Raw genomic sequence first — 17,626 nt, forward strand, 5'->3', positions numbered from 1 at the left:
TAGGTATATATAATGTAATTGGAAGTAGAAAGTAACAATTTTTTATTTATGAGCACAAACCAACTACAACAATTATCAACACACCTGCAAGTTTTAGGATTGCAGGAAAAAGAAGCAAAGGTTTACGTTGCCTCCTCTTTTTTAGGCCCTTCTCCAGTACAACAGATTGCCAAGCAGGCAGGCATAAATAGGCCCACAGCTTATGTTATACTTGAGCAACTCGCTGAAAAGGGGCTGGTAAGTGAATCGACAGAAGAAAAGAAGGCAGTATATGTTCCCGAACCACCCGAAGCTCTTGAGCGGTGGCTTGAAAAACAGGAGAAAGAGCTTGAATTTAAAAAAAGAGAGCTGAAAGAGATGATTCCAAAACTTAAAAATACTCACAGAGAAAACATACCGGATGCGCCTCAAGTAAGGTTTTACAGGGGCTTGGACGGCATCAATGCCGTGTTGGCGGAATCTTTTAGAAAAGCTAAATCCAAGTCCGAGGTTTATGGCTTTACCAATATTGACCGGGTGCAAAAAATATTTCCTAAGTATTTTACTCAGGCCCCCAGTAAGAGAGTAAAAAAGAGTATATCAAGCAAGGTTTTGTACTGGTCTACAAAAACAGATGAGCCTTCGGATGAAAAATTACTTCGCACTACCCAAAAAATAGATGCGCCCCCAAAGGCCGATATTACTTTGTTTGAAGATCGCGCTACGCTTCTTACTTATAACGATAAGGATTCAGTAGGTATTGTTATAGAAAGCAAGGATATAGTAGGGGCTTTACGCCAGGTTTTTGAGCTCGCGTGGAAAAATCAAGATACTAAAGAAGGTGAAGATAAATAATTTGTCACCACAACTTGACAAATTAGGCAATATCTGCTAATATATACGCGACTGTAGCGAAATCAAGGAGGTGTGGTCAATGAAAACATGTAAAGTTTTCCGAAAAATTAGAACACCAAATTCCTCCTTCATGCTACAGTCCCAGTAGCATGAAAGGAGAAAAAGATGGGTGGACACTGATATAAAAATCCACGCACAACATCATCAGCTATAGTTAGTTCCTCTCTAAAAGTTTAGTGAAACACCCCTTTTGCCATGTTGTATTTATTACATGCCGGCTGAGGGGTTTTTGTTTTTTAGTGATATTTATTTTCTAAGTATAAAAAATATTACTATGTACTAAATTTGTAACAAAAAATACACAAAAAATACGCTGAAGTACAAGTAAATTGGTTGATTGTTTAAAAATTTGTAAAAAATATTTGACACTTTTTTAAAAGTATGCTAACATGTTGCCAATCAGGTTAATATCCCAATAACTTGATTAGCCCTTTTTATGAGGGACGGGATTCGAACCTGCTCTCTACAATTAAAAGTTGCAGAGAGCATATGGCCATTTCGGTTTTCCGGAGTTGCTACGCCACGAGGCATGCTTGGGAACAAGTGTCTTGCGAAACAAAAGGAGAGAGAAAGCGACACGCCAAAAAGTAATACAAAAGGACGTTCAGTCGTTTTCCAAGTTTCATACAAGACACAAAGGCTTGTTGGAAAAGTTGCTTGTCCGACAGGCCCTCAAACATCCGCAGCGGAGGAAGTATTAAGGAGAGAGACAATTTTCATATTAGTTTTTTTGTACTTCCTTCGCATCGGCTGTTTGAAGCCAATTATAAGGTTCTTTAGTTAGAGGAAGCGACCCCTCACATGCAATGCATGTGAGGGGTAAGCGAAACGCGAGAGTCGCTTAATAATTCCTCTGGGTAGTATCGCCCATTTTATCAAAAAATGGCCTCCTCGCTTCCATCCCTTCACGGTTTTATGTGAGAGACGATTAAAAGCGATACAAACAACAACACTAAATTTAGAGTATATAGATAAGGGTTGCTATTATTTTTGAAAGTTATTTACAAAAAATAAGAAACATGTTATAGTTGTAAAACATTTTTGCACCGCTCTCTCAGCAATTCAGCTGAAGTTGGATTTTTGAGAGAGTGGTTAAAGTAGGAAAACCCGGGTGTGAGCGTGTATGTGAGGGTTCCGTCCGAAAGGACAGGATAAACAAGACACGTAGTCGCGATATAATGCGCACCCAAAGCTTTAGTCACTTTTTCCTGCAAAAGGAAAAGTAAGGGATGCGGATCCTTGAGCAGAAACCTTCGGGAGCTGAGGCTTTATGAGAAGAGAGATAGCCGACTCTTCACCCAAAGTGGAACCTGCCAATCTGTATCTTGTATGTATAAGATACAGAGAACTTTCCTTTCCCGATTTCTGGCGGTTCGGGGTAAGCCCTCCATAGAGGGAAACAAAATCGCCATCCATTTAACGCAGCACTTATCGCGTACGCGATAAGTGCTGCTACTCTCAACCTCAAACAAGAAGAAAGGAGGTGAGGAATATGAGTACATTAATACTCACGGTTGATGATCTAACCGATGAGATTGTTGAAAGAGCAATTTCCGCGGGGTTAGTTAATGAGGAATCTGTAGTGCCAAATGTGGCGATAAAAGATATCTCAGTTAATGAAGAGATTGTTGATCAAATTAACACAACGCTCAAAAGTGCTTTAAGCTTTCTTGAGCTTATAAAAAAGGTCCGTTAAAGGACCAAAGGGTTAGCACCTTATATTTTCTGCTCTTATGGACAGTACCTAACGACGCAAGAGCAGCCGACCCTTTTGTTTTTCATTGTTGGAAAATAAAAGGGTCGGAGTGTTGCCCCTAATTGGGGCCCTTCGGCAAGTACTCTTCTTTAGGGAGAAGGGTCCGGTTTTTGAGGAGATCGCGTTATGCGGTTTCCCTAAACCGCATAACGTCTCTAGGTTTACCGAAACTAAACCTAATTCACCCCCCGGGGAGAGACCCGCGCGTAGACGCGGATAAGTCTCTCCCCGGCATTAAGTCCTTTCAGTTAGACCCGATGTACTATTTGTCTGCGTGCGAATGCACAGATAGAAGCACTCGGGTTTTTTTCTTTTTAACACGGCTGGCGTGTTAAAACCTGTGACAAGGTTTAAATAACCTATTAGTAAAAAGACGGTCGTCGCTTAGCTAGTAGGTTATTTGAAGGGTTAAAAGCTCAGGGTGAATAAATGATACAATATAAACAATGGCAAAGAACTCAAAGAAAAAAATTGAAATTTACACAGACGGAGGAGCGCGCGGAAATCCGGGCCCCGCGGCTTTGGGTGTTGTAATTGGTGCCCCTTTGAACAAGAGCTACTCAGAGTTTTTGGGTAAAAAAACCAATAATGAGGCCGAGTATGAGGCAGTTGCCTTTGCTTTAAAAAAACTAAAGTCTCTTTTGGGCAAGGACAATGTAAAAGACCTGGAAGTTGAAGTTTTTATGGATTCGGACTTGGCAGTAAACCAGCTTAATCATAAATATAAAGTTGAAAGCGAAAACATTATTCCTATATTTATAAAAATCCATAATTTGCGTCTGGATTATGGAAAAGTTCACTTTACTCACGTTCCCAGAGAGAAAAATAAAGACGCGGATAAGATGGTAAATATAGAGTTGGACAAACAAGCGGGAGGCAGTAGTTTATTTTGACATTAAAATAAAAGAACTGTATAAATACACATAGCAAGCGCTGGCGATTAAAAGAAGGTGGAGTCTAATGGACTGTGGGGAAATAAAGGAAGAGCTTGCCTCGTTCTTTCAAAGGGAGTGCAAAGAAATAGGTTTAACTGATAATTTTGTCACAGGTCATAAGGTGGGGAGAACTTTTTGGACTTGGAATATCGCAGATACATCTGATTCTGTACGTAGGATAGTTGAGGTAGGTATTTACCCCGATAAAGCCATTGAGGTTTTAGCAAAAGTATTATCTGCATCCTTTAAGGAAAGATATAGGTCAAATGAGAAAGTTATAGGTGTTTTAAAACTCACTGAAAAATTGGATACAGTTTGGCTTCAAGATGCTCTGCATAGAGCGGGTAAGTTTGCTCGAAATAACGACCTTTTAGAAATTTCTATAAGTGATGCCATGCCCGGCACATATAGGGACGTACTTTAAACAGTTTAAAACCCTGCAAAACGCGGGGTTTTTTGTATATCAAAAACCGCTCCTTTTGGGAACGGTTTTTGATATACTTCGAGCACTATAAGCCGAATTCTGTCCTCCTGAAAATTCAAGATGGAGAGTCATTTATCTGGATGCCATGTTGCCATAACACCTCAAGCGGCACTCCCCGTTAAAACGGGGCACGGCCTTGCACCGGGTGGGGTTTACCACTCCTATATGTCGCCATATCGGAGATCCGCCTTAGGCGGAACTTTTCACCTTTTACCAATGCAAGCATTGGTTAGTATAGTCTCTGTGGCACTTTCCCTACCCCTCACATGGATCGCCAAACACGAAATATATTTTTTAAATCAACAATTCATGTTCGATGAACCATGTGAGGGGCGGTTGGTGTTACCAACCACCCACTTCCTCCGACATATGCCGGAGGGGTGTTCGGACTTTCCTCCCTTCGCTAAAGCTTCGGGAGGTAAACCTCCTTGGACAAAAACGAAGAGCGACCCTCTGTACCCGAAAGTTCAATTATTATACACTGTTTTTAAGATTGTGTAAAGTTGAGTTAATGGTTTTTTCGGTATATTATCAAGACTGTATAACACTTTGTATATAATTGTAATTTCAGCTATGCGTAGAAACGATCTCGTTTACAATATTTTTCTGGTTCCTCTGGATTTTTTGATGCTTATTGGCGCGGTCTTTGCGGCGTATTTTTTGCGCTTGAGTCCTTTTATAATAGATATTCGTCCAGTGCTTTTTAATTTGACTCCCGGTCGCGTTTTTACGCTTACAGCGGCAGTTGCACTGTTTCTGATATTTTTGTTTGCTTTTAGCGGTTTATATCATATACGTAGAACAACATCTTTACTTGCTGAAGTTATAAAAGTCATTGTAGCAACATCTGCCGGGGTGGCAATTATAATTATATATATGTTTTTTCAGCGTGAATGGTTTGACTCGCGGTTTATCTTGCTTGCCGCCTGGGTATTTGCCGCTTTGTTTGTGAGTTTTGGAAGAATAGGAATGCGTTTTATTCGCAGGTTCGTTTTATACAAAAATGGCTTAGGCATTGAAAAAGTGCTGGTCTTTGGCGGGGGTGATAAGGTTTCTTTAATAAAAGAACAGGCAGCGCAAAATAAAACCCTGGGCTTAAAGCTGTTGAAGGTACTGGATTATCCTGATTTAGAGCTTATAAAAAAATTTCATAAAGAGGAGAGGATTCAGAGAGTTTTAGCCGCAGACATTGATTTTGACAGGCTTGAAATAATGAAAGTTGTAAATTTTTGCGAAGAGAATGGAATTCAGTTTTCTTATGTTCCCGATATGCTTGGTTCAATAGTTGCTGAAATGTCCCTGGACATTATGGAAGGCATACCTGTGGTTTCTATAAAACCAAGTCCTCTTGACGGGTGGGCTAAGGTTTTAAAACGCAGTGTCGATGTTATACTTTCAGTAATTGGCATTGTCTTGTTTTTCCCGCTTTTTCTTATTTTTGCGTTTTTAATAAAATGGGAAACAGAAGGTCCTGTTTTAGTAAAGTTAAAACGCGTAAGTAACGGAAAGGAGTTCGGGTTGTACAAGTTTCGCTCAATGATAAAAGACGCGGATAAACAGAAAGATAAACTTCAACAGTTGAACGAGAGAGGCGACGGTCCGCTTTTTAAAATAGCTAACGATCCGAGAATTACAAAGGTGGGTAAATTTATGCGCGCGCGCAGGTTAGACGAGATACCACAACTTATAAATGTTCTTAGCGGTGACATGAGTCTGGTTGGTCCGCGTCCCCACGAACCGGCTGAGATTGAACAGTATAAGGATTATCACAAGAAGGTTTTGGCTATTAAGAGCGGGGTTACAGGGATGGCGCAAGTAAGCGGGGCGAGCGATCTGCCTTTTGACGAGGAGGTAAAGCTGGATAGGTACTATGTTGAAAATTGGTCGCTAAAACTGGATATTATAATTATGTTTAAAACAGTTAAATTATTATTATTTGATAACAGCGGAATATAAATAAAATTTTCAGATTTTGACTTAGTTCTAGGAAGCGCTGAGGAAGCGGAATAAGCGGTACTGACAGCGAAGCGTGTACCGTGTTGAGCACCGCAGGTGCTGACAACGAAATAAGTCAAAAGATAAATTTCTTATGAGAGTAGCATTAGTCCATGATTACTTAGTCCAATATGGAGGAGCCGAACGCGTGCTTACTGAATTTGCGAATATGTTCCCCAATGCTCCAATATATACGCTTGTTTATGATGCCGATGCCACAGGACATGTGTTTGAAGGAAGAGATGTGAGAACCTCGTTTTTACAGAGAATACCCAATTCGCGAATGCACTATAAGTTGTTTCCCCTGTTAATGCCACTTGCAATTGAGAGCTTTGATCTTACAGAGTACGATTTAGTACTCTCAAGTTCTGCCTCGTTTGCTAAAGGAGTAGTGATGCGGGGTGATGGAATGCATGTGTGTTATTGTCATACGCCTATGCGTTACGCATGGTTTGATTATAAAAAAATAGCGGGGGACTCTATTTATCCTTCAGCGGTAGCGAAGCTTATACCGTTTGCGATGCCATATATGCGGTTTTGGGACAGAAACAGCGCGCAACGTCCGGACTATTTTATATCTAATTCAAGTTTTATACAAAAAAAGATAAAAAAATATTATAATCGTGATTCCCGCGTTATTTACCCACCTCTTAATCATGGCCGTTTTGGGATAGATACGCCTAAAGATTATTTTCTGCTTATCGGACGTATGGTTCCTTATAAAAGGTTTGATATTGCGATTAAGGCATTCAATGAGTTAAAGCTTCCGCTTAAAATAATAGGGGAAGGTACTGAATATGAAAATCTTAAAAAAATAGCCGGACCAACAGTAGAGTTTATGGGTTTGGTGCCCGAAAGTGATCTTTCTAAGTATTACGCGCAAGCCAGGGCTCTTATATTTCCACAGGAAGAAGACTTTGGAATCACCGCATTAGAAAGCATGGCATCGGGAAGGCCTGTTATAGCTTATGAAAAAGGAGGTGCTCTTGAAAGTATAGAGAACAGAAAGACAGGCATACTATTTAAAGAACAAAGCGTCAGCTCTCTTGTAGGTGCTGTTAAGGAGTTTCAGGAAATGGACTTTGATCCGCGTTACATACGAGATAGTGTTGAAAAGTTTGACAAACTTCACTTCCGCCGCAATGTGGCCACTTTTTTAGAAGAGAAGTGGAGAGAATCTCACAAGCTAATTTTGTCGTAATAAAATGAAGATAGGCATAGACATCAGAGCTCTTAACACATCCTCTTATGGCGGTGTAAGTGAATATATCCGGAATCTGCTTCCGGCTCTTTTTTTGGAAGGTGGCAATCGTCACTCATTTCACCTTTTTACTAATTCGCGCAAAAATCCTCAGGATTACAGCGATTTTTTAAGCTTTAATAATGTTACTCTTCATGAATTTAGATATCCTAATAAGTTTTTTACTTTTTCTTGCCGTTATCTAAATAGACCATACTTGGATAAATTAGTGGGTGGGGTCGATGTGTTTTTTAGTCCACACTTTCTTCCGGCACCCGTTTCTCCCGGCACAAAAAGAGTAACTACATTTCACGATTTAAGTTTTGAATACTTTCCCGAATATTTTGATAGGCGACGCAGGTTGTGGCATAAATATATGTCGCCTGCCACGCAGGCAAAGATGTCAGATAAGCTGATAGCTGTGTCACACTCAACTAAAAATGACATAGTTAATATTTATGGTATTCCTAAAGAAAAAATAAATGTTGTCTATCTTGGAATATGCGACTCGATAACGAATCCACCTGCTTCTAATTGGAACAGCGTAAAGCGTAAATACAAAATACAGGAAGATTATATTTTAAGCTTAAGCACAATAGAGCCCAGAAAAAATATAGTGGCTCTCATAAGGGCCTTCAACGATATTCACGAAGATAAGAAGTTCAAAAACCTGCATCTGGTTATAGCGGGAGCAAAAGGATGGGAGTATAAAAATATCTTAAAAGAGGCAAGTAACTCCCCTCATGTAAATAAGATAATTTTTACAGGTCCCGTGAAAGAGGATGAAAAATCTATTTTGTATAAAAAAGCAAAGGTATTTATATACCCAAGCCTGTATGAAGGCTTTGGCTTCCCGCCTCTTGAGGCAATGTACAGCGGTACGCCGACAATTGCGTCTTTTGTAACATCCCTGCCGGAGGTTACAGGCGGAGCTGCTATTTTAATAAATCCGTATATTCCAAAAGATATATCAAGAGCGTTAAAAGAGATTTTGCTCGATAAAGGATTTGCGGAATATCTTTCAATAGAAGGTAAAAAGCGTGCTGAGAGATTTTCATGGGAAAAAACCGCAAAGGAAACACTTAGGGTCTTAATAGAGGAATAAAGTATTTTTATTTAAGTTTAACTGTGTTTTGTGGATATAGGCATAATAAACATTAATAAATATTAGCTTTTCAAACTCGTTTGTAGTATGTCTAATATGCTATAATTGAAGGTAACGAGAGAAAGAATTTAAGAGATGCAGGTTATGTAAACATATAGATACTTATAGATAATGGCGCACAGTTTTAATCGACAAGATAAAAACCTCAAAAAGACCCGTAAGGATGGGGAAAATTGGCGTACCTTAATGGATTACGATACCGTGGATTTGAGAAAAATAAAGGAATCTCGTGATGTTAAAAAAACTAAGCCCAAGGTAACAAAAATAATGAGGGATATAGGTTCTTATTCTGAGCCGCGCTCTTTATACCCCGATGTTAGACTTGCAGATATGCAAACACCACTCTCGCCAAAGGAAAGTGGTGTTAATTTGACAGAGCAGGAATTTTCAAATTATATAAAAGAGGTAGAAGCGTTGAAGCCTTTCAGTCGCATAGCAGAAACTCGTGAAGAAAATCTTTCCAAGGAGGTTCTCGCAGATGAACTTTCCCAAATAGACAATAAAGATCTTTTAATAAAAGAAAGCATTATTAAAACAGCGATGCGGGGTGAAGGCGCAATAGAATTAGAAGCGGAATCGGACAATCTTAAAAAAAGCAATTTTCAGTTTATTCCCCGGGAAGAATCCGAAGCTGAAGAAATTGCAGAAGATGTTAAGTCTGACGGGCGTGGGAATGAGGACGATGTTTCGCCCTTTGATTTTAAAAAAGCCGAAGATGGCTTATCGCAAAAGGATGAAGTTTCTGAACCCGAACCCGAACTCGAAGAGCTCCAGTATTTGAAAGAAGAATCCAAACCTAAAATTAAAAAAGAACTTTCGGTAAGCAAGAAAAAAGAAAAAGAGCTTAAAAAAAAGGTTCTTTTGGGTGGAGACAAAAAGAAAAGGCGTTTTGGTAAAAAAGTACTTACAACCTCCTTGGTTGTGAGTCTTGCTGTGGGTGGCTTAATGTCCCAGAAAATGTTTTCTCTTAAAGTGCAGGGACAAGAGCACGCGGAAAGAGCATACGCTTATATGCAGGCGGGGCAGGATGCTCTGTCTGTTTTTGATACTAAAACAGCGGAAGAGAATTTTTTAAAAGCCAAAGAAGAGTTTGAGGAAATAGAACAAAAGTTCAGGTTTTTTGGTCGAGATGTTGTGAATCTTTCAGCAAGTCTTCCTGTGCAGTCTGAACTTACCTCTGTTGCGCATCTTGTTCGGGCAGGGAAGTTGTATTCCTTGGCGGGTTACGAGGCATCCCATGCTTTGAGTTCTCTTTCTAATGCTAATTATTCTATTGATGCCGGCGATAACTCTAATTATTTTACTGACAGCTTAGTAGTTGCAGCACTCGGACTTAAAGAGGCGGGAGAGTATCTTAAGGAAGCTAATATGGAGGTATCTCATGTAAGACCTCAGGACATACCCAATGAATTTGAAAAAGATATCCGGCAGCTCCAGTCTAAGGCTGGTGAGATAGAGGCGCTTTTTGAAGAAACTTTGTCTTCACTCGACATATTACTTGCATTTCTTGGACACGAAAGCCAAAAAAATTATCTCCTGACTTTTCAGAATAATTCTGAGTTGCGCGCAACAGGAGGCTTTATAGGAACTTACGGAATATTATCGGTAAACAAAGGAAACATAAAAGAACTTTTTATAGATGGAATTTATAATCCCGACGGGCAACTAAAGGTTAATGAGTTTTTTGTTGTGCCTCCCGATCCTCTACAATATGTAACTCCTTACTGGGGCACAAGGGATGCCAACTGGTTTTTTGACTTCCCAACTTCAGCTGAAAAGATAATTTGGTTTTATCAAAAAACTGGAGGACCCCCTCCAGGTGAGACAAGTTTCAGTGCTGACTTTGATGTTCACGGTGTTATAGCTTTAAACACGAATATTTTAACAAAACTTCTTAAGTTGTCCGGACCCATAGAGATGGAAGCTTACGGAACAACTTTAACAAGTGAAAATTGGCTTGAACTGGTACAGAAAGAGGTCGAACAAGATTATGATAAGGAGCTAAATCGTCCCAAGCAGATTTTAGCTGATATGACCCCGATACTAATGGAAAGGCTGGGTGCTCATGATAAAAAAATAGATCTCATAAACATATTTATAGAATCTCTTGAAAGAAAGGATATTTTAGTATATTCTCGCGATGAAAGGGTAAATAATTTTTTGGCAGAGCAGAACTGGGATGGTGCTATTTTGTCTTCAAGCAATGGTGAAAACAACGTGATAGAGGATTATCTTGCTGTTGTTATGAGCAATATTGGCGGATGGAAGACTGATATTTATACAGATACGGAAGTAGATACAGTTACTAAGATATCAGAATCGGGGGACATTATACGCACTGTGCTTATCTCCAGAAAACATAATGGTGGTTCTGCGCCGTATATGTGGTACAACAAGCCGAATCACGGATATGTGCGCGTCTACGCGCCGGAAGGTTCAGAATTTATATCCGCAGAAGGATTTCAACAAGCGCCGCGGTATATAGAAACTGATTATGAAGGAGAAGGATATATAAAAGACCCACTGGTAACATCTATAAATAGCACCGCGTGGACAGCAGATGATGGTACGGATATATTTGAAGAATCCGGAAAAACAGTTTTTGGCAACTGGCTTTGGATACCTGCAGGAGAAAGAGTATTTGCTACTGTTACGTACAAATTGCCGTTTAAAATAGAAAAAGATACAGATGGATATGAGCTCTATATTCAAAAACAGAGCGGGTTGGATATAAAATATTCAGGTTCAATTGAGGAGTTTGACAGCGCTCTTGATTTGGACTCTTGTGGCAGGGATGAGGAAAGCTTTGGTGGTGCACAGTTTAAATTTATTCAGGATTCAGACACTGTGATAAGGTGCGAGCTCGTGCGTTAGCATTGTCGCACATTTGATAATGATAAAAAATCTCAATAAGTCTACAAACTCAGTGCCGGTGGCGGCACTTATACTTGGTGGCTCAGTTTTAGTAAGCCGTCTTTTGGGTTTGGTTAGAGACAGGATTCTCGCCGGTCTTTTTGGTGCCGGAATAGAATTAGATGTATATTTTGCCGCTTTTCGCGTGCCCGATCTGGTTTATAACATAATAATAGGGGGCGCTGTTAGCTCAGCTTTTATACCGGTATTTATAAGTTACCTTTCTAAAAATAAAAATGAAGCATGGGAGGTAGCGAGATCTTTTTTCTACATGGCGACAGTCGGCCTCTTGGTCGTGTGCGCCCTGTTGTATGTTTTAATGCCCTTTTTAATACCGTTGGTAGTTCCCGGGTTTGACGACGAAAGCAAAAGTATTGCTGTTACAATGAGTCGCATAATGTTGCTGAGTCCTCTTTTTCTTGGATTAAGCGCCATATTCTCCGGTATTTTGCACTCATTCAGGAAATTTTTTATATACTCTTTAGCCCCTATTTTTTATAATGTGGGCATAATTATCGGTGCGCTGTGGTTTACAGATTTTGCAGGCGTTAAAGGTCTTGCGTGGGGAGTAGCTCTTGGTGCCGTCCTGCACATGGTGGTACAGGCGCCGAGTAGTTTTAGCGCGGGATTTAGACTGCCGGGATTAAAAAATATATATCATCCGGCCATAAAGCGCATACTACGCCTTATGGGTCCTCGTGCGCTTGGTCTTGCCGCTTATCAGATTAATCTTTGGGTGATAACCATAATAGCTTCAACTCTGGCTGTGGGTTCTTTGGCAATATTTACACTTGCAAATAATATACAGTACCTGCCCATAGGAATTATTGGAACATCTTTTGCTACAGCGGTATTTCCTAATTTGTCTCAATCTTTTTCACGTAAAGATGAAAAGAGCTATCTCATGGAGATTTCACGCACGTTGAGAAGCGTCTTCTTTTTAGTTTTTCCCCTTAGCGTTATGTTCTTTATTTTTCGCGCGCAGATAGTTCGTATAATTCTTGGAACAGGTCAATTTAGCTGGGAAGATACACGCCTTACCGCCGCGGCATTGGGTGCTTTTAGTCTGGGTATTTCCGCGTACGCTCTGGCACCGATAATTTCTAAGGCATTTTACGCGCGGGAAAATACAAAAACGCCTGTTTTAGCAAATACGGCAGGTATAGTTATAAATATTATTCTTAGCGTACTGCTTATATTTTTTATATTTCCGGCTGATGGAACATTAAACATGATAGGGTCTTTTTTAAAGATAGATGATCTTCCGGAGATAGCCGTAATAGGACTGCCCATAGCCTTTTCAATTTCGGGAATTTTCTCTCTCATCTTTCTTCTTGTAGCTTTTTTTAGAGAGGATAGAAATTTTTCAATTGTCAGAGATTTAAAAGAAGCATTTACACGCACTCTTTTTGCCGGGTTTATATCGGGCGGAATTGGGTGGATGGTTTTGAAGCTTTTTGGAATATTTAATCCCATAAACACTTTTATAATGATATTTATTCAGACAGCTGTTTCTGCTGTTGTAGCCATTGCGGTGTATGTTTTTATTGCCTACTTTTTCAAATATGATGAATTTTCTCTTTTGCGCTCATTTATGAACGCAAAGTTTAAGCGTTCTAAATTACCTCAGTCAGGTCCTCTGGACCAGATGAATGACCTTTCTCATCCGGAATAAAGTACAAGTCCATTGCAAGCGACTGCTTTACCTGTTAGAATCTTGGCAGATGGCATGCTAATTTAAAACCTTTGTATTTATGAAAAAGATAAGAAATTTCGTAATAATAGCCCATATTGACCACGGAAAATCCACACTGGCGGATAGGTTTTTAGAATTGACGCACGCGGTAGAAAAAAGAAAAATGCAGGAACAGTATTTAGATCAGATGGAACTTGAGCGCGAGCGCGGGATAACAATAAAGATGCAGCCGGTTACAATGGCGTACAGCGTGGACGGTGAATCATATACTCTTAATCTTATAGATACACCGGGACATGTGGATTTTTCTTATGAAGTTTCCCGCTCTCTTGCCGCGGTTGAAGGAGCTATATTGCTGGTAGATGCCACAAAAGGCATACAGGCGCAAACAGTAGCGCATCTTACAACCGCTATTGAACAGAAGTTAAAAATAATCCCCGTAATAAATAAAATAGATCTTCCCCAGTCCGAACCCGACGTCGCAGAAGAAGAGATATTGAATTTGCTTTTGTCTCTTGATTATGACATCGGAGATGTGCATAGGATATCCGCAAAAACAGGGGAAGGCATAAAGGAGCTTCTTGATGATGTTGTAAGACAGGTTCCCGCACCTGAGCAAAAAACAGAAGCCCCTCTTAGAGCGCTTATTTTTGATTCAATGTACGACGACTACCAGGGAGTAATATCTCACGTGCGAATAGTTGAGGGAAAGATAAAGCCCGGAGATGACATATTTTTTATGGCATCAAAAGAAAAAAGCGAGAGCAAAGAGGTTGGCATATTTTCTCCTCAGCGCATACAAAAGGACGGGCTTCAGGCAGGGGATATCGGATACATAGTTGGAGGGATAAAAGATATAGAACTCGCAGGCATAGGAGATACTATAACACTGGCTAATAATAAGTCTGAAAGTTCAATACCCGGGTACAGGCAGCCTCAGGCGGTTGTTTTTTCAACTATTTTTACAAAAGAAGACAGCAACTACGAGGATTTAAGGGATGCCTTGGAAAAACTTAAATTGAGCGATGCAGCTCTGTATTTTGAACCCGAAAGCTCTCCGGTTCTTGGACGCGGTTTTAAAACAGGGTTTTTGGGCATGCTTCATATGGAGATAATTTTAGAACGCATGCGTCGTGAGTATGGTCTTGAACTTGTAGTTACATCTCCATCAGTAGCTTATAATGTGGCAATGAAATCCGGAGAGACTATCACTGTTTTTACTCCGTCTCAGTATCCTGATCCTTCAATCATTGAGGGTGCACAAGAGCCCTGGGTGTTTTTGCGCATCATTGTGCAACCTGAATATATGAATAATGTAATGAATCTTCTCAAAACCATTCGCGGACTTTACAAAGATACAGAGTATATAGGAAGTGATAGAATACGTATAAATTACGAAGCGCCTTTGGCTGATATAATTTCCGATTTTTATGACAATTTAAAGAATACAACCTCCGGCTACGGCTCTATGTCGTATGAGATAACGGGATACAGGCCTGTTGATATTGTAAAATTGGATATATTACTTGCCGGCGAACCTGTAGCCGCGCTTGCGCGCATGGTTCCCAAAGATTATGCAGAAAAAGAAGGAAGGAAGCTTGCGGAAAAAATAAAAAATGTTTTACCTGCAGAGCAGTTTGCGGTAGCAATTCAGGCCGCTGTTGGTGGCAAAATTGTAGCACGCGAAACTCGTAGCGCCATGCGCAAAGATGTAACAGCGGGACTGTATGGCGGGGATTATACAAGAAAACGAAAACAGCTTGAAAAACAGAAAAAGGGAAAAAAGCGTTTGAAGGAACAGGGCAAGGTTGATCTGGATACGGATACTTTGATGAAGATATTTCAATAAAAAAAGGGCTCGCGTTGCGAGCCCTTTTTTTATTGTTTGTGGTATTATGAAAATGCAGGCGCTACAAGGAAAAGTATCATTCCTGCCGCTGCAAAAATAACCATAAGAGTCTGTCCTATTTTTACAACCTTTTTCTTTTTATTGGAATTTAATAACATATGGTTAATAGTATATAACTTTTAGTAATTTTTTTCAACTGTAATGAAGACTTTTTTTTATAAATTTATTTTACCCCCCACGCTCCTGGTACTTATTGGTGTTTTGGCTGTAGGTGTTTTCAATCAGGCAAAAAAAAATTATAACCTTCACGCGCAAATAAGTAAATTAGAGACCAATATAGAAAGTGTTGAAAAACAAAACGAAGATTTACAAAAGGCAATTGAAAACTTTCAGGATCCCTCAACAATAGATAGGGAAGCCCGAAGACGTCTAAACCTTAAAAAAGATGGAGAAGAAGTTGTAATCATCTTGCCTCCGGGCGGCGAAGATAAAAATATCATAGAGGAGCAATCCCCTGAAACCGGGGATAAAGCGAGCTCTTTTTGGCACAAGATAATAAGTTGGTTTGAGTAACTAAAAACGCGCATAGAGCGCGTTTTTAGTTACTGGTAATTTACTGCTTCAATAAAATACTAAATGTTTATCTGCCATGCCCAGAAGTATTCAAATTGAATTTCTTCACCTAACGGATAGCTTGTGCGTAATTTTTCTTTTATCTCATCAGTAGCACTAAGAGGCACAAATATAGTTTGCCCTTCAATTATAGCGGGTAGCTGATTTTCGCGTATGTATTTTGTACTCTGTATAGGTATCTCAGATCCATAGAAAGAATAGTCCAGAGTAGACTGTTTGGTGCGCTGTACAAACAATGTGGTTTGCGCGGACATGGGGAGTCGTAGTAATTCTTTATCTCTGGGGCAATCCAGACAGTCAGGAAAAAGTGCCAACGCTCCCTCTGTGGCAAGTTCTTGCGGATAAGTTACATCTATTCCACCCCCGTTTACTATAAGATACTTTTGTACATCCAGAGGTTGGCTATTAAAATATTTTCCTATCTCCACATATCCTTTACTAAATGCGTGTTCTGTTTCAGTGTTTTTACCCCAGTCAATAAAATAGTTCCGGTACTGGAATGATGCTATTACAAGTATCATTACTACTGCTGTCCCTAAGGCAAAAGGCCATATCTCTGCTCTGTGGTGAGTGTGCGGAAACATTATTCGTAAAAAATAAAGAAAACCAAAAGCGGCGTAAACAAAAACAAAAGGCATCATGCCTATTACGCGCAGGGCGTGCGGTACTCCTTCCGCGGTAAGGGCTCCCGGAAGCATCATAGCTCCCAAGGCAGCAAGAAGAGTAAGGTGTATAACAATGGCCTCGCTGTTCTTATGCTTTACGCCATCTTTCATAATTAAGAAGGAATATATCAGTCCAAGGATAAACAGAATTCCAACAGGAAGCAGGAGTTGCGGTTCCGTAGAAAGGTTGTGCCGCCAGTTGGCATCACCACGGAAGAAGAACATTTGCATATGAAGACCGAGACTTTTGAGAAAGGCAATTACAGGGGTTGGTTCATCAAAAACTGAAATACCTGTAGCGCGCGATATAAAGTCCTCTCTGTTGTTTGCGAAGTGCAGTAGCATGGGAGCCATAGCAAGAAACATGGCTGTAAACATCGCACATATATTTATCCACCTGTCGCGTATAAGTACTTCTTTTACCCATTCCCAACTTAACCGCGGTTTATTTCTAAAGAGATAAACAATAAAAGCTGCTGATATCATAAATAGTGGTATGCCGTAGGCTATTCTGAAAGCTATATATGTATGAAATCCGGCTCCCCAGAAAAGTCCCGCAAATATTGCAGCCCACAAACTCTTTTTTTCAATTGAGCTGTACTCCGAGGGCCCTATGGGGCGCAGTGCCTTTAATGTAAGCCACATTGCGAAGCTCAAAAGCATCGGTACCAGTATGGCTCTAAAGCCGATACGCGAAAAATTAATATGCCAGAAGCTGACAGCAAGAAACCCTGCCGCCAGTAACGCTATTGTTTCTCGCGCTATTGGCGCTATTCCTATTTTTGATTCTTCAGGGTCGTTTAATTCTTTGTATATAAAAATTTCGCGCGTAAAAAGATATGTGCCAAGTATTGTTAATATCCCTATTATCGCGCTTACCATTCTTACTGCCGGAATATTTATTCCGTTGTATTGAAAAGAGGATGCTATCATCCAGACATATAAACCCTCCCGTCCGTTGTTTTCAGGATAGAACAGTTCATATTCCCCGGTTTGCAGTGTTTCTACCGCGTCGTTGGCATTTTTTGCTTCATCAGGATAGATTCCCGGGGGCACTGTGTCTAATTTGTGCAACCTAAAAAAAGCTCCAAGTGCCAAAAGGAGGATGAGGACCAAAAAGGGCCATGTTTTTTTACCTAAAGCCATATATTTAATATTAGCATTTTTTGTGGTATATTTGGGAGGATATTTATACACAAGCTGGACTGGTTTCTATCGGGAGCCTGGCAGGTGGCAGGCCACCTTAGCTCAGTTGGTAGAGCAACGCACTCGCTCCGATATTGCCCAAATCTTTGATTTGGTTGCAATGTCGAGAGTCCTCGATGTTCTATAAAATTTTGCCAGGATAGCTCAGTTGGTAGAGCAACGCACTCGCTCCGATATTGCCCAAATCTTTGATTT

The 17,626-nt window shown here is 40.1% G+C and carries 13 protein-coding genes and 1 other RNA gene; 11 read left to right on the forward strand and 3 right to left on the reverse strand.

Translation table 11 applies throughout. The features are described 5' to 3' along the window. The first annotated feature begins 48 nt into the window (after positions 1 to 48). Positions 49 to 834, forward strand: a complete 786-nt coding sequence (locus tag WDZ40_00570; protein MEX0877342.1) for a helix-turn-helix domain-containing protein — start codon at positions 49 to 51, stop codon at positions 832 to 834. Positions 835 to 2,088: 1,254 nt separating this feature from the next. Here the strand turns inward: WDZ40_00570 and WDZ40_00575 are convergent. Further along, the gene (locus tag WDZ40_00575) at positions 2,089 to 2,310 is read right to left on the reverse strand and encodes a hypothetical protein (protein ID MEX0877343.1); all 222 of its coding nucleotides are present in this window, start codon (positions 2,308 to 2,310) and stop codon (positions 2,089 to 2,091) included. A 76-nt stretch (positions 2,311 to 2,386) separates the two neighbouring features. Here WDZ40_00575 and WDZ40_00580 point away from each other — a divergent pair, with 76 nt between their 5' ends. The 3 genes from WDZ40_00580 to WDZ40_00590 all read left to right on the forward strand — a co-directional run bounded on the left by WDZ40_00580 (position 2,387) and on the right by WDZ40_00590 (position 4,009). Further along, a complete protein-coding gene (locus WDZ40_00580; GenBank protein MEX0877344.1) occupies positions 2,387 to 2,590 on the forward strand; it encodes a hypothetical protein in 204 nt (67 codons plus the stop codon). 506 nt (positions 2,591 to 3,096) lie between these two features. After that, on the forward strand, positions 3,097 to 3,543 hold the full coding sequence (locus WDZ40_00585; GenBank protein ID MEX0877345.1) for a ribonuclease HI family protein: 447 nt from the start codon (positions 3,097 to 3,099) through the stop codon (positions 3,541 to 3,543). Positions 3,544 to 3,610: 67 nt separating this feature from the next. Further along, the gene (locus WDZ40_00590) at positions 3,611 to 4,009 is read left to right on the forward strand and encodes a hypothetical protein (GenBank protein MEX0877346.1); all 399 of its coding nucleotides are present in this window, start codon (positions 3,611 to 3,613) and stop codon (positions 4,007 to 4,009) included. 72 nt (positions 4,010 to 4,081) lie between these two features. On the opposite strand, the gene rnpB is transcribed toward WDZ40_00590, so the two are convergent. After that, positions 4,082 to 4,534, reverse strand: an RNA gene (gene rnpB, locus WDZ40_00595) — RNase P RNA component class A. Positions 4,535 to 4,642: 108 nt separating this feature from the next. Here rnpB and WDZ40_00600 point away from each other — a divergent pair. The 7 genes from WDZ40_00600 to WDZ40_00630 all read left to right on the forward strand — a co-directional run bounded on the left by WDZ40_00600 (position 4,643) and on the right by WDZ40_00630 (position 15,500). Continuing rightward, a complete protein-coding gene (locus WDZ40_00600; protein ID MEX0877347.1) occupies positions 4,643 to 6,025 on the forward strand; it encodes a sugar transferase in 1,383 nt (460 codons plus the stop codon). A gap of 133 nt (positions 6,026 to 6,158) precedes the next feature. Next, positions 6,159 to 7,265, forward strand: a complete 1,107-nt coding sequence (locus WDZ40_00605; protein ID MEX0877348.1) for a glycosyltransferase — start codon at positions 6,159 to 6,161, stop codon at positions 7,263 to 7,265. 4 nt (positions 7,266 to 7,269) lie between these two features. Further along, positions 7,270 to 8,409 carry a glycosyltransferase family 1 protein gene (locus WDZ40_00610; GenBank protein MEX0877349.1) on the forward strand — a complete coding sequence of 380 codons (1,140 nt, stop codon included), beginning with the start codon at positions 7,270 to 7,272 and terminating at the stop codon, positions 8,407 to 8,409. A 246-nt stretch (positions 8,410 to 8,655) separates the two neighbouring features. Further along, positions 8,656 to 11,343 (forward strand): DUF4012 domain-containing protein, encoded by a 2,688-nt coding sequence (locus tag WDZ40_00615; GenBank protein ID MEX0877350.1) that lies wholly within the window; start codon positions 8,656 to 8,658, stop codon positions 11,341 to 11,343. Between the two features lie 19 nt (positions 11,344 to 11,362). Next, complete coding sequence (gene murJ / locus WDZ40_00620) at positions 11,363 to 13,057, forward strand: murein biosynthesis integral membrane protein MurJ (protein MEX0877351.1); 1,695 nt, start codon at positions 11,363 to 11,365, stop codon at positions 13,055 to 13,057. A 79-nt stretch (positions 13,058 to 13,136) separates the two neighbouring features. Beyond that, a complete protein-coding gene (gene lepA, locus WDZ40_00625; protein ID MEX0877352.1) occupies positions 13,137 to 14,927 on the forward strand; it encodes a translation elongation factor 4 in 1,791 nt (596 codons plus the stop codon). 201 nt (positions 14,928 to 15,128) lie between these two features. Continuing rightward, on the forward strand, positions 15,129 to 15,500 hold the full coding sequence (locus tag WDZ40_00630) for a septum formation initiator family protein (GenBank protein ID MEX0877353.1): 372 nt from the start codon (positions 15,129 to 15,131) through the stop codon (positions 15,498 to 15,500). A gap of 59 nt (positions 15,501 to 15,559) precedes the next feature. Here WDZ40_00630 and WDZ40_00635 read toward each other — a convergent pair whose 3' ends face one another. Further along, positions 15,560 to 17,371 (reverse strand): hypothetical protein, encoded by a 1,812-nt coding sequence (locus WDZ40_00635; protein ID MEX0877354.1) that lies wholly within the window; start codon positions 17,369 to 17,371, stop codon positions 15,560 to 15,562. Between the last annotated feature and the right edge of the window lie 255 nt (positions 17,372 to 17,626).

The organism is Candidatus Spechtbacterales bacterium, assembly GCA_040879145.1.
Lineage (GTDB): Bacteria > Patescibacteriota > Minisyncoccia > Spechtbacterales > 2-12-FULL-38-22 > JAWVZY01.